14 protein-coding genes and 1 pseudogene are annotated in these 13,502 nt (G+C 37.9%); 1 reads left to right on the forward strand and 14 read right to left on the reverse strand.

Translation table 11 applies throughout. The features are described 5' to 3' along the window. The first annotated feature begins 153 nt into the window (after positions 1-153). Positions 154-1,044: a LysR substrate-binding domain-containing protein gene (locus QS795_RS01020; RefSeq protein ID WP_286271652.1), complete on the forward strand. Its 891-nt coding sequence runs from the start codon at positions 154-156 to the stop codon at positions 1,042-1,044. 69 nt (positions 1,045-1,113) lie between these two features. Here QS795_RS01020 and QS795_RS01025 read toward each other — a convergent pair whose 3' ends face one another. From QS795_RS01025 to QS795_RS01090, 14 genes and pseudogenes are all read right to left on the reverse strand, one after another. Beyond that, entirely contained in the window at positions 1,114-1,392 is a 279-nt protein-coding gene (locus tag QS795_RS01025; protein WP_286271654.1) for a helix-turn-helix domain-containing protein, read from the reverse strand. A gap of 77 nt (positions 1,393-1,469) precedes the next feature. Then, positions 1,470-1,697, reverse strand: coding sequence for a helix-turn-helix domain-containing protein (locus QS795_RS01030; protein WP_154638574.1), 228 nt, complete (start codon positions 1,695-1,697; stop codon positions 1,470-1,472). 184 nt (positions 1,698-1,881) lie between these two features. Continuing rightward, entirely contained in the window at positions 1,882-2,163 is a 282-nt protein-coding gene (locus tag QS795_RS01035; RefSeq protein WP_154638575.1) for a helix-turn-helix domain-containing protein, read from the reverse strand. Positions 2,164-2,202: 39 nt separating this feature from the next. After that, positions 2,203-2,697, reverse strand: a complete 495-nt coding sequence (locus QS795_RS01040) for a fimbrial protein (protein WP_286271657.1) — start codon at positions 2,695-2,697, stop codon at positions 2,203-2,205. A gap of 10 nt (positions 2,698-2,707) precedes the next feature. Beyond that, positions 2,708-3,223 (reverse strand): fimbrial protein, encoded by a 516-nt coding sequence (locus tag QS795_RS01045; RefSeq protein WP_286271658.1) that lies wholly within the window; start codon positions 3,221-3,223, stop codon positions 2,708-2,710. A gap of 9 nt (positions 3,224-3,232) precedes the next feature. Continuing rightward, positions 3,233-4,210 (reverse strand): fimbrial protein, encoded by a 978-nt coding sequence (locus QS795_RS01050; RefSeq protein ID WP_286271660.1) that lies wholly within the window; start codon positions 4,208-4,210, stop codon positions 3,233-3,235. 14 nt (positions 4,211-4,224) lie between these two features. Next, positions 4,225-6,714 (reverse strand): annotated as a pseudogene (locus QS795_RS01055) (fimbria/pilus outer membrane usher protein). Positions 6,715-6,738: 24 nt separating this feature from the next. Continuing rightward, positions 6,739-7,410, reverse strand: a complete 672-nt coding sequence (locus tag QS795_RS01060) for a fimbrial biogenesis chaperone (protein WP_154638588.1) — start codon at positions 7,408-7,410, stop codon at positions 6,739-6,741. Between the two features lie 70 nt (positions 7,411-7,480). Continuing rightward, complete coding sequence (locus QS795_RS01065; protein WP_154638589.1) at positions 7,481-8,011, reverse strand: fimbrial protein; 531 nt, start codon at positions 8,009-8,011, stop codon at positions 7,481-7,483. 470 nt (positions 8,012-8,481) lie between these two features. Continuing rightward, positions 8,482-8,745: a helix-turn-helix domain-containing protein gene (locus QS795_RS01070; protein ID WP_286271665.1), complete on the reverse strand. Its 264-nt coding sequence runs from the start codon at positions 8,743-8,745 to the stop codon at positions 8,482-8,484. A 23-nt stretch (positions 8,746-8,768) separates the two neighbouring features. Beyond that, positions 8,769-9,278 carry a fimbrial protein gene (locus QS795_RS01075; protein WP_286271667.1) on the reverse strand — a complete coding sequence of 170 codons (510 nt, stop codon included), beginning with the start codon at positions 9,276-9,278 and terminating at the stop codon, positions 8,769-8,771. Between the two features lie 9 nt (positions 9,279-9,287). After that, on the reverse strand, positions 9,288-10,265 hold the full coding sequence (locus QS795_RS01080; RefSeq protein ID WP_418055362.1) for a fimbrial protein: 978 nt from the start codon (positions 10,263-10,265) through the stop codon (positions 9,288-9,290). Positions 10,266-10,274: 9 nt separating this feature from the next. Next, positions 10,275-12,797, reverse strand: coding sequence for a fimbria/pilus outer membrane usher protein (locus tag QS795_RS01085; RefSeq protein WP_418055363.1), 2,523 nt, complete (start codon positions 12,795-12,797; stop codon positions 10,275-10,277). 23 nt (positions 12,798-12,820) lie between these two features. Beyond that, entirely contained in the window at positions 12,821-13,489 is a 669-nt protein-coding gene (locus tag QS795_RS01090) for a fimbrial biogenesis chaperone (protein WP_286271669.1), read from the reverse strand. Between the last annotated feature and the right edge of the window lie 13 nt (positions 13,490-13,502).

Here is a 13,502-nt window from a genome sequence, read left to right on the forward strand (position 1 = left end):
CAGATATCCATTTAAATAAAAGTTTTAGTTATGATGAGTGACAAGCAAAAAGTGGTCACATACCAAAGGAAGAGTGATTCTGGTGTCGGAGTATGCGGCTTTTTTTGCATGAGTTAAAACGATATAAAATTCGATGAGGTAAAAGAAAATCTTATGGCTGAAAATGCTCGCTACCGTTTACCCCTCAATGCACTCAGAGCCTTTGAGGCATCTGCGCGCCATCTAAGCTTTACGCGGGCGGGCATGGAATTGAATGTCACTCAGGCAGCGGTAAGCCAGCAAGTTCGTGCATTAGAAGAACAGTTGGGCTTGGAGCTATTTATTCGTTTGCCAAGAGGACTGGCACTGACCGATGAAGGGTTGGCATTATTGCCTGTGGTTAGCCGATCTTTCGACCAAATCGAATCATTATTGCAGCAATTCGAAGATGGTCATTATCATGAAGTCCTGAATGTTTCTGTGGTGGGTACCTTTGCGGCGGGCTGGCTATTACCGCGTTTATCGCATTTTTCCGATCTTTACCCTTATATTGATTTGCGCATTATGACCCATAATAACGTGGTGAATTTAGCTGGAGAAGGGGCTGATTTTGCGATCCGTTTTGGGGAAGGGCTTTGGCCGTTAGTGGAAAATACGTCGTTATTTTCTGCACCGCATACGGTGCTTTGTGCTGAAAAGGTCGCGCATAAACTTAAGCATCCTATTGATTTACAAGATTTTCCATTGATGCGCTCTTATCGTAAAGATGAATGGGAAAAATGGTTTTTAGCGGCGAATGTGGAACCGTGGCGCGTGAAAGGGCTTGTTTTTGATTCTTCCCGTTTAATGGTCGAAGCGGCTTTACTGATGGACGGTATTGCCATAGCCCCAGGTTGCATGTTTGAGCGGGAACTCAGGGCTGGGGATTTGGTGCAGCCATTTGATATTTCCGTGACCCTCGGGGGTTATTGGCTGAGTCGATTAAAATCCAAACCGATGACGCCAGCTATGACTATTTTCCAGCAATGGTTACTTGAGGAATCAAAAAATGGGAACACCTTATAGAGCGATAAATCGGTGCTTAAATTTTAAAGCACCGATTGTGAAGTTGGATAAAATGTGTGTAATCGGTAATTAGAAAACTACGGATTCGGCGGCATAGTAACGTTTCTTGCCGTCCTGTTTATCATTAGTCTTATTAAACTCAGTAAAAAAATAAATTGGGTCTACTGAGAAAACCAATGAAAATTGGTAAAGTGTATCTACATGTATATTGACTTCACCATTTTCATAGCGTGATAAGTGCTGCTGGCTGATTCCCATCAACTTACTGAGTTTTTTACCACTCATTCCATGAATATCTCTTAGTGCCCTTATTTTTAGACCGACAGATTTTGATATTATCTTCTCCATATCTTTAACTCCTAGATATAGTTATTATGAGAGTTACTTATAGGTTATATTTGGATATATAAAATATATCGAAAGAATTATTTATGATTGATGTCTAATAAGGCTTGAATATCAATATTAAAATAATTCGCATATTGTCCTAATCTATCTAAATTAATTCTATTAATCCCCCTTTCATAGCGTGATTGCTGTTGTTCGCTAATGCCAATAATATTGGCGAGTTCCCTTAATGTGATTCCATTCATTTTTCGATAATAAATGATTTTACTACCTACCATTGTAGATATGGGATAGTTTTTATTCATATTGAGCCTTTTGATGAGTAAATTGGTGAATGAAAATAAATTAATCTTAATTAGATATATTTAAAAATCTAATAAACTCAATATAGTCATCAAATTAGCACTAATCTTTATGTTAAACTAGAACTTTATAATAATAGATGAAAATTTTTAAGGAGTAATTCCTTAATTCTAAAATATATTTCTTTTATTTATTATCATTATCTGACAGTCTATTAATGTGTTGTCTAATGTTTTCAGATTCAAATTCACTAATATTAAAAAAACTAATCAAACTGACATTAAATATTTCAGCATACTGATTAAGGCGATCTAAATTAATACGATTAATTCCGCGCTCATAGCGAGATTGTTGTTGTTCACTGACTTTGATTATTCTGGCTATATCATAGAGTGACATGCCACTCATTTTTCTATAATAGGTAATTTTTCTGCCAATAATTCGAGATACAGTATAATATTTAGGCATTATTAACTCCTTTTTTCATTACCTAATACGAGCCTTGCTTTATGGATATATTAATGTGAACTCTAAATGGCTCTTAAAATTTCCTAATGTAAACATGGGTTGAAGGCTGACTATTCTTGCAGATAACGGAATTTCGGCACTTTTTGTGGCGCTATTGATAACAACATCTATAGTACTGCCATTTTTTAGAGTGGCTTTATTGTTCGTCTGTGCTAAATGAAGCAGGCTACCCGTAGAACTGCCTGTATTCACAAAATAGTTATTATTAGTGTTATCAGGTGTACCACTAACACTGAATTTGGCATTTTTTGTTGAAACAGGGCAATCAACCAATTTGATAGAAAAATCGACCCATGGGCTTTGCGCAGGGTTGCGATAATTCCAACGGTTTATCTTACCTAACTCCACGTTATAACTGGTATTTTCAACTTTGCAGGGCATAACCACGACATTACCATGCACATAGATATTGACGTTTTCTGCCATCACCGGCAGGGCGCACAATCCAAGTAAACTGAATAATATTCTTTTCATAATCAGCCTGTTATAAATAGGTAATGGTGGCGGTAATATTGGTGGATAAAGTGCCAGCGGTACCATTACCGAGGGAAGAGAATGCCCGTGTGCGTAGAGGTATGCTTACTAGTGCTTGCCCATTAGTGGGGACGGTTAGTACTTTGTTATTGCCCAATGGCGTTGTTCCAGCTCCATTCTGCAGCTGGATGGCAATATTGGTAGCGGTGCCGCTATTTTTATATAAGCTCGCGACATCGGCACTATCTGCGCTCCCTGAAAAAGTTAGCTTCACGCTATTAATAAATGAAGAGCAGTTTTTTAATTCGATAGTGAAAGGTTTCCAGCTTGATGCTTTAGTTCCACTATAAAAAGTATCCAAAGGAATTGTAGTGAGATCGACACTCTGATTATTTCCTGCGGATAAACTGCAAGTTGCTGCTTTAATATTACCGGTAAAATTCAATTTAACGGTACTTGTTGAATAGGCAAATAAAGGTATCCCTGCCGCACTTAGGAATAAAAAAAGCAATGTGTTTTTTTTCATTTTAAACCTCTATTCATAACGAATATTAACCGTCGCATTGGCATTGGCTGTACCCGGCGTAACTGTGCTTGCGGTTTTAATATAACGAGCTTTCCAACCGAAAATATAATCTGTTTGGGTTATACCATCTTGTTGAGTAAATTTCTGATTTAATACAATAGGTGTTCCAGCATTATTTAATAATTGGATTGCAATGCCTTTAGCACTATTTGTACCGACTAAACCTAATCGCCCATTTGCAGCATTATCGATGGTATCTGAGGTGACGGTAACTTTAATATTTGTACCTGCTGCACACGTTAAAGCGATCGGAATATTTACAGATGTACTAAAAGAACCTATATTAGGAAACTGTGTATCATACCAGTCATTCATATTAATATTGTAAGTTGATTGGTTATTCTTCAACGAGCAACTCACTACGGCAATACGATAATTACTGGCAAAACTCAGTGTTGCGCCTAAAAAACGATTATTTGTTTTCGTATTATATTGTGTCAAATTTGCAATTTGACCACTTCTAATCGTACCGGAGGTAGCAATTACTCCTGTTTTTAATACCTCAACCTCCCAGCCTAGAGGACCAGGTAAACGCCAAGAAGTTGAGGCTGTAATCGATTTTGTAGGAATATAATCCGGTACGCTAGGGCTATTAAATTTAATTCTGACCCCCACTCCTGGAATATTGGTAGCAACAATTTTACTTGAGTTAGCCGTCCAACTGTTGACATAGTAAAGGTCTAAATATCCACCGCAGTCACTTTCATATTCCATTGAGAAATAATAATCACTGGTAAATGCTTCAATATATTGCTTGTCTAAAACATAATTGTTAGCAAGTGTATTGTCATACTGCACATAAATAGTCTTATCACTTATGTCATGATTAGCAGTATAAGTACCTTTAAGGCATTCTGCATAGGATGTATAAGAATAAAAAAATAGACACCCTAATAATAAAGCTAATTTGTATACTGTTTTATTCATTATGATGTTCCATATTATCTGCAAATTGTTTTAATTTTATATAAACCCATATAATTCGAAACACCGGTTAGATTATAATCAACCTGACACTGTTGTTTATCGTTATATTGAATAATAAAATGACCGCTTTCAGTTAAGCCGGATAAATATAATTCGCCATCATTACCGACTAAACCATTTAATTGACCATTATCTTTAAAGATGGCTTGTGCACCAAATGGAACTGGTTTACCGTCAGCAAAGGTAATTACCATAATGGCGCGATACCCCACATTGGCATTGAAGCTGGCTTTCGCAATCGCTCCACGGCTTGGTGCTACATTTTGCGTAGTGAGCTCCATCTCGGTATTATCTGGCAACTTACTGGTATCAATTTGAATTCCGTTACTGCGATAAGCGGTGATATAAGGTACTAAGGCATAGCCTTGCCCGTTAGTTTTAATACCTGTTTGGTTCAAAATCGGCACGTTAGCTGCATCAGGAATTTCCACCAAGGCAACAGTTTCACCAAGCTGTTGACCAAGTACTACGCCACCTGAATGAGCGACTACACTGCCGCTAGCACCATAGTAAAGATTGTAATTATTAGTGCTGTAACCCGTACCGCCTGAAACTTCTCCGTACTGCCCACGGTAGCTGGCATTTAAATTACCGGAAGTCCCTGAGTTTCGAGTTGAAAAATTCTGCTGGGCCCCCCAATTCAAACGGTTATCCAATTGCGTTGCCGAAATTCCCATACTGCCAGAAGACCCATTGCTACTACTGTTTGTACCGTTGAGGTTGTAATAGAAGGTGCTGTCAAACGCACTGAATGGCACGCTCACGGTAAAGGCAAATTGGTGGTCATTATCTTTATTACGACCATCGTAGCTATTTGGGTTGGTATTCTTGTTATAGCTATAGTTCACCCCGTAGCTAATATCGTTCCAGTTATTGTTATAGCCAATGGTTGTGGATTGAGTTTTACGATCACTATTCCAATAATCTTCGCTTACAAAGCCAACGGATAAGGAGCCCCAGCCTTCGCCTAGACTTTGGCTAAGGGTAATTTCCCCGCGGTTACGGCGGCGCTCATACAGTGCTGTAAAGGTTTCTTTTCTATAACCATCAAAAACTTCCGCTAAGCTATAAAAACCTTTTGTGGAGTAACGATAGCCCGCAAGGGCGATGTTTGTACCAATATCATTCAGGTTTTTGTTATAACGAAAACGGTAGGATTGCCCGCTTTCTTTGTCTCCGTTGCTTAGCGTAGAGCTTGCGTGAGTCACATCAATTGATAGTGCTCCAAAACGTCCTAAATTTTGCCCTGAGCCGATGGAATAAGCCTGATATTTATCACTAACTTGGCTACCACCAAACAGAGTAACTCCCCAAGGAAGCCCGTAAGTTAGTGCCAATTGTGCAAAGGTTTTTTTATCTACATTACTGTCATAGCTACGGTATTGCCCGCCTGTCACGCTATAAGACAGATAGCCTTCACGCTGCAAAACAGGTAAAGAAGCAAAGGGGATAATTTGGTACTGTTCGCTACCGTTGGCTTCTTTAATCGTAACGTGTAAATCCCCACTACCCCCTGTAGGGTAGAGATCGTTAATTTCAAACGGACCCGCTGCCACATCGGTTTGGTAAATGGTGTAACCGTTTTGACGAATGGTGATCTGCGCATTACTGCGCGCAATACCACGTACCACTGGCGCGTACCCACGTAGGCTTTCTGGGTTCATATCATCGTCAGTGGAGAGCTGTACTCCACGAAACGGCACACTGTCAAAAATATCGGATGGTGATGAGCTGTCTCCAAGGATCAGTTGGCTTTTTATCGCATTGATATTACGGCTTAAATAGGTATATACCGTGTCCCATTTGTTGCGTTGTCCATCACTGCTTTGCCACGTGGTGTAGTTGCGCAGACGCTATGGACCGATATTCAGTCCCGGGCGCAAGTTCACATAGCTAGAATTGCTGCTGTTTTTATCGTTTTTACGATCGGTATTGCGCGAGCCATTATAGCTGTAATTGAGTAACAGGGCGGTGATCCCATCGTCGATCGCCGCGAGATCCACATAACCGCGCGGGTTCATGTTCAATGCAATCTGCGGAATGCTTAAATAAAGGCGCTGAGAACCAAATTCAAACTCACTTTTGGCATCGGGGATCGCAGACAAATTAATGCATTGGTTACCCGCGACTTGCAATTCAGGGTATTCCCCGACTTTAACGCCAACATCTTTCAGGTCAGAGAGCGTTAAGCAAGGCTCCAGTTCATTATTTTTATTGGTGGAAAAGCTAACGCTTTTTGAGCCAATCAAGCTCTTATTAATGTAAATATCCACATAATATTGACCCGGTAATTGTTCATTACGCTCAAACTGCTCTAAGTCCACGGATTCTTTATTCGGTAGCTCAAGAAATTCAGGATCAAAATAGGTGTCCGTTTCTGCCGAAGACGTCGCAATATAGCCTAGAGATAAAAATAGGCTAAGGCATATTTTATTTATTTTCATAGATAAACCTAATTATCCTTAAAACTATATTTTTATTTCTGCTGGATTATTAGCGGAGCCATAATCATTAATTACTTCCCATTTAATGGTTCCGTGTAATTCAGGATTGTTAATATTGAAGCTTTTTTCTGAAAACGGAGCGACATACGAAATATTTTCTGCGCTCTTCCCATTAAATTTAATACTCTGGAAGTTCATATAATAAGGTGTTGGGTTATTAACAGTAATGACTTTACTATTTTTCGACCACTTAAGTTTCTTTTGCTCTTCATTAAAATCGATATTCGTTAATGAGTCAGGGCGATAAATTAATTTCATCTGAGTTTTGAATGCGATCTTTAGTGAGTTTTCTGATTTCTTCTCTGTTGCAGGAATTGTTTTTACATTTAACCAGAATAAAGATTCTCTATCTTTTGGTAGAGAGTCTTGGGTTAGAAATATCCGTAAAGCATTTGTCTTTTCTTGATTTAAACGAAAAAGTGGTGGCGTAATGGTAAAGTCCGTTTGCTTACCTTCATTGGCATTTTCAATCCATGATTGAATTAAATAAGGTATTTTATCTGGGTTTTCTACACTAATACTCACGTCTTTCTTCCCTTCAGGATAAATGACGCGGGTACCACCAATAATAACACCGGCATTGGCTGTACTAATAAATGTGAAAAAAAAGATAAAAATAGTAATTATTGATTTCATATAGCCACCACTGAGTTATAGCAAAAAATAAATCACTAAGGCTTATATCCCTATAAACCTTAAATTGAAATTAGTTATAATTAATTGTGAATGTTGCCGTTGAGTTTGCTAAACCTGCACTGACAGCATCAGACATCGCAATATAACGCGCGGTAAAATCTAAATTATTTACAACCGTTTCTTTCAGGGCATATTCACTGGATGCTGTATATAAAGGTACGGTGATCCCTTTAACGTCTTGGATCTGAATACCAACATCTTTAGCAATTCCAGATGTTCCCGCATTGGTTAACTGCAGAACGCTGTTATCACCTTCATAAGAAACGCCATCAAATTTTACCGTTGCAGTGGTCACTGCTGCAGGGCAATTTTCTAATTGAATGGAAAACTTAGTGGCAGCAGCAGTACTACCAGTACCTGCCAATGTTGCTTTAGAGACTTTACCTAAGTTTACTTGAATAGCATCAGAACCGGATGCTAATTGACATGCGTTATCGGTAATTTCGCCTGTGAAATTAATATCACCATCTTTGGCAAAGCCATTAGCAGAAATTAATAAAGTTCCTGTTGCAATTAACGATGCAATAATCTGTTTTTTCATTTTAACTCTCCGAACTGAGTTCGATATAAAATATAATTTCGTGAATGTTTTTCGCTTGTGAATTAAAGCTTAAGTATTTTGTGTTTGTTTTTAGAAATAAACAAGTTTGTGTTTTTTTAGATTTTAAATTTCATCTTTGTTTACGATTATTTATTTCTGTTTTAAATTCACTATAGGGGTGAGGTTTCTATTCTTATTAATTTGAAAAATTGAAATATTAACAATTTCAATTTTAATGTGAATTGAAAATAAAGATTAAATGTCAGGATTTATTTTAGAGTGTGAGATTGTGCAAAAACACGCGTTATGGGTTGGAGTGGTAAAATTTTATCGTAAATGTAAAATATTGATGGCAGGTTTTGACGTAAAACAATGTTCTTATTTATACATTGGTTTGCTTTCTATGTAACTAAATTATCCTATTTCAATCATGAAATAAGATTAGTCTCTTTGCGTATATCTTATAGTGACTATTTTTTATTAAGGTAATGCAAAATAAATTTTTTCTCCGCTTCACTAAATATAAAAAAGCTTAACAAACTAATCTCAAAATAATCGGCGTATTGTTTTAGTTTATCGACGGGAATGCGATCTTTTCCTTTTTCATATTTCAATTGTTGAAATTCGCAAATACCAATCTCATCAGCTAATTCTTTTAATGATAAATGATGATGTTCGCGAATCAGTTTTATTTTATGTCCAATAATTTCGGATATTGTATGATTTTCATGCATAAATAAATCTCTGTGGTTTGTCATTAGTTATAAGTCATAACAAATTCGACATGACTGCGAAAAGTTCCCGCTGTCATGGTGTTACTCAAGCTTGTGACTCGTGCAGAAAACGGAATTTCAGCTTGGTGAGTTTGTAAATTAATTGGTGTTACAATTTGAGTGCCATTTTTTACTCGCCCTTGATGAGCACCAGTGACTAAGTCTAAGGCTACGTTAGTGGCTGAGCCGCTATTGTGGAAATACTCTGGATTTGTCGAATCAGGTGTCCCTACTAGAGTAATGATGGACTCTCGTGTATTGATAGGGCAATTTTTTAAATTAATACTGAAATTCACCCATGGAGCGCGTTGATTGTTACGAATATTAGCGATGTTGGTGGTCTTGAGGTCAATGACATAATCTTTTTGCTCAATTTGGCAAGGTGCTGTTTTAATATTCCCATTAAAAATCAAGTTGATATTGTCATCAGAATAGGCATGAAAGCAGCCTAATGACATACTGAATAACAGTAAATTGAACATGCTTGATTTCATATTTAAGCCCTATTCATAACGAATATTAACAACTGCATTTGAGTTTGCGGTACCTGCAACGACAGGTGTGGCTGTTTTTATATACCGCGCTTTCCAGTTAAAAATGTAATCTCCCGCAGGAACATTATCCTGTAGGTTATTTTTCGTATTTAATTTGATGGGATTATTGTTTCTATCGAGCAACTGGATGGCAATACCACTCGCTTGGTCACTCCCCGCAAGTTTTAGTTTTCCTGTTTGTGTGTCTTCATAGCCTGCACTACTGGTGATCGTGGCTTTTATATTGGCGCCCGCTTTGCAACTTAAGGTAATAGGGATATTGACTGAGGTACTCGTATCGCCGATGTTTTGAAATTGGGAGTCATACCAATTTCCCATATCAATAATATAAGTTGGGTTTTTTAATGAGCAGCTAACTGTATTGATGGTAATGGCATTATTGGGAATATTGAGCGTAGTTAAATACCAAGTCGATTTCACTGGTTTAGTGTTGGTTTGGAATAACTGCGCCGTTCGCCCTGGCGTTAATGTCCCTGGTTGGGTAACTCGACCCGTTTTGCGGATAATGATACGCCAGTTGGTTTCTGTGATATTCCAGTTAGGTATACTTCTTCCAGGAACATAAGAGTTAAACCAAAGGGTTGATCCAGTTCGTATGGAAACACTGATACCTGGAATATTTGTTGGTGCAATAAAATTAGCATCGGGAACCCAGCCATTAATAAATCTTCCATGTAAGTCAGTGACACCACAATCTCGGCCATTGGGTGAGTTAGTATCCAGAGCTCCCGTTCCATAAGGAATGACGATAGTTTCCAAATCCCGCGTCGTTGTATCATCATAAGGAATGTTATAAACACGAGATGGCATATTAAACATTAAATTCATAAAGTTTGGATTTTGAATACAGGCAGCTTTAACCGGTGTGGAATATAGAAAAAAACTCCCCAGTACCAATATTATTTTTAATAAGTAGTTATTTATCATATTCACCTCTTACTGGCACTGCGCCGTTGTTTTATAAAGCCCTTGATAATTCTTTTTCCCAGCTAAGTTGTATTTAACATGGCATAAAGGTTGGTTATTAAATTGAATATCAAATTCTCCCTGCTCACTGAGTCCAGAGAGATAAACTTTTCCTTTATCATCGACGATGCTATCTACTAGGTTATTGCCAGAAAATACAGCTTGAGCGCCAAAAGGAACGGGCTGACCATCCGCCATTGTTAGCGTTATAAAGGCTCGATAACCTAGATTGGCTTTGAAACTGGCTTGAACTAAAGCGCCTCGGCTTGGGATAACTGTGCGGCTAGTAAGGTCAATTTCTGTGTTGTCAGGTAGCTCTGCGACATCGATGCTAAGGGTGTTTTTTCGATATGGAGACACATAAGGCACGATGGCATAGCCTTGTGGGTTAGTTGTGACGCCGGCATTGTTTAAAATGGAAATGTTAGGGGTATTAGGGATATCAATAATTGCAGCGGTTTCACCTAATTGTTGACCTAGTATGAGCCCTTGTGAGTGGGCCACGATACTACCGTTTGCGCCGTAATAGAGGTTGTAATCCTCTTTACTGTAGCTACTTCCTCCTGTTACTGAGCCTAATTGCCCTTTATACGTAGCGTTAACATTTCCAGAATTGTGATGGCCGTTATCATTGATATTCTGCTGTATGCTCCAATTTAAGCGGTTATTTAATTGTGATGCGGAAAGGCCAACATTACTGGAGTTAGTGCTCTGATTATTGCTGGTTGTGTTGAGGTTGATATAGGCAGTGCTATCGAAAAAATTGAAAGGGATGCTAATGGATAGTGAGAATAGATGGTTAGCGTTACCATTTGAATTGGTATTTATTGATGAAAAAGAGTAGCTATCTTTGTCGTAAGTATAGTTTGCACTGTAATTAATGGCATTCCAGCTATTGTTGTAGCTAAGATTCGATGACTGGGTTTTCCGTTGGCTATTCCAGTAATCTTCATTAATGTAATTCACCGAAAGTGCTCCGTAAGGATCGCCTAGGTTTTGACTCAGTGTTATTTCAGCTCGATGACGGCGTCGCTCAATTTGTGGAATATAGGTATTTTTATCGCGATAATCATTCAACGTTTCCGATAAGCTATAGTAGCCGTCTGTCGAATAACGATAGCCCGCCAGTGCAATATTTGTCCCTATGTGATTCAGGTTTTTATTATAACGAAAACGGTATGACTGGCCTTGATGGCTCGAATTGTCACTCAGAGTGGCATTTGCATAGGTAACATCTACTGAAATAGCGCCAATATCACCTAAGTTTTTACCTATCCCAAATGATTGGGCATTGTAGTTGTCACTGTATTGGAAGCCACCATAAGCGGTAACACCATGAGGAAGGCCATAAATCAGGGACAGCTGTGTAAAGTCTGTATTCTCAATATGGGTATCATAAGAACGATATTGACCGCCAGTGATACTATAAAATAGATAGCCCTCTCGCTGTAAAATAGGTAATGCAGCAAAGGGAACGATCTGATGTTGTTCTCTACCATCGGATTCTTTAATGGTGATATAGAGATCCCCACTGCTACCTGTTGGATAAAGGTCATTAATTTCAAAAGCACCAGCAGCGACCTCGGTTTGGTAGATAACATAACCATTTTGACGGATGGTAACTTGTGCATTACTACGAGCAATTCCTCTAACGGTAGGTGCGTAGCCTCGTAAGCTTTCCGGGTACATATCATCATCTGTCGTTAACTGAATGCCACGAAATGGAACAGTATCAAAAACCATCGCAGGGGAGACGCCATCCCCCAATATCAGTTGGCTTTTGATACTGTTGATATTGCGTGATGCGTAGGTGTAGACGGTATCCCATTGATTGGCATTGTTACCACTATTGGACCACGTAGAATAATTACGTAGTCGCCAAGCTCCCCAATTGATTCCTGGCCGTAAATTGGCGTAATTTGCCTCTGTATTACCTTGATGCTTTCTGCTGTAATTTTTTGAACCGCTATAGCTATAGTTGAGGAACATCGCATTAATGCCATTATCAATGTTGGCGAGATTGACTGATCCCCGAGGTATTTTTTCCATCGCAATTTGTGGAATACTTAGGTATAGACGTTGGGTTCTGAAGTTGAAATCACTTTTTGCATCAGGGATTGCGGTTATTTGAATGCAAGTGTTCGACTCCTGTTGTAATGCAGGAAATAGTTTGGTGCGAATTCCAAAGCTATTTAAATTTTTAATAGAGAAACAAGGCGTAAGATTACCTTGAGTATCTTTTTTGAAGATGATTTTTTGGGCAGTGACCAAATCATTATTGAGATAAATATAAACAAAATAGTCCCCCTCTAATTGCTGATTATTATCAAATTTAGAGAGATCAATTTTATTCTTATTTGGTCCTTCGAGGAAATCAGGTTCGAAATATGAATCATCATCATGAGGCTCGATGTTCTCTTTATTAAATTTATCTTCAGCATATGAAAAAGACATACTGCATAGATATAGCAGTATTAATATGTGTATTTTCATTAGCAATTTCTTCATTGTAGTATTTATATTTTTTTATCGAAGGTCTTGGTTGTTGCACCAAAATCATTGATGAGTTCCCATTTAATAGTGCCATGTTTTGATGAGCTTTCTGTATTAAATTCAACAGTCGAAAATGGAGCGATATAAGAAACATTCTTTAATGCTTTTTCATTAAAAGATATTCGCTGGAAGTTAATATAATAAGGCGTTGGATTTTTTACTATAATCTTATTTCCCGATTTTGACCAAATTATTTTTTTCTGCTCTTTATTAAAATCAACGTTCTTTAAAGAGATTGGTCTATAAATGAGTTTCATTTGTGTTCTAAAAGCAATCTGAAGTGAGTTTTCTTGAAATTTAACGGAGGGAATGTTTTTAATATTTAACCAAAAAAGAGATTCGCGATTATTTGGTAGGACATCTTCTGTTAAGAATATGCGTAAAGTGTTAGTGCTTTCTCGAGGTAATTTAAATAAAGGAGGAGTAACCGAAAAAATGGATTGTGGCTCACCGTTTTCATCATCAATCCAAGATTGAATCAAGTAGGCAATTTCATCAGGGTTTTCAATATCAATGCTCGAGTCTTTGCCCCCCTCATTGTAGATGACTCTTGTTCCACCAACAATTACACCAGAATAGGCATTGGTGATGAGTATAAAAAACAATATAAAAAAAACGGAAAAAGTTCTCATAGGGTCACCACTG

Origin of the sequence: Providencia zhijiangensis (assembly GCF_030315915.2) — a bacterium.
GTDB classification, from domain to species: Bacteria; Pseudomonadota; Gammaproteobacteria; order Enterobacterales; family Enterobacteriaceae; genus Providencia; species Providencia zhijiangensis.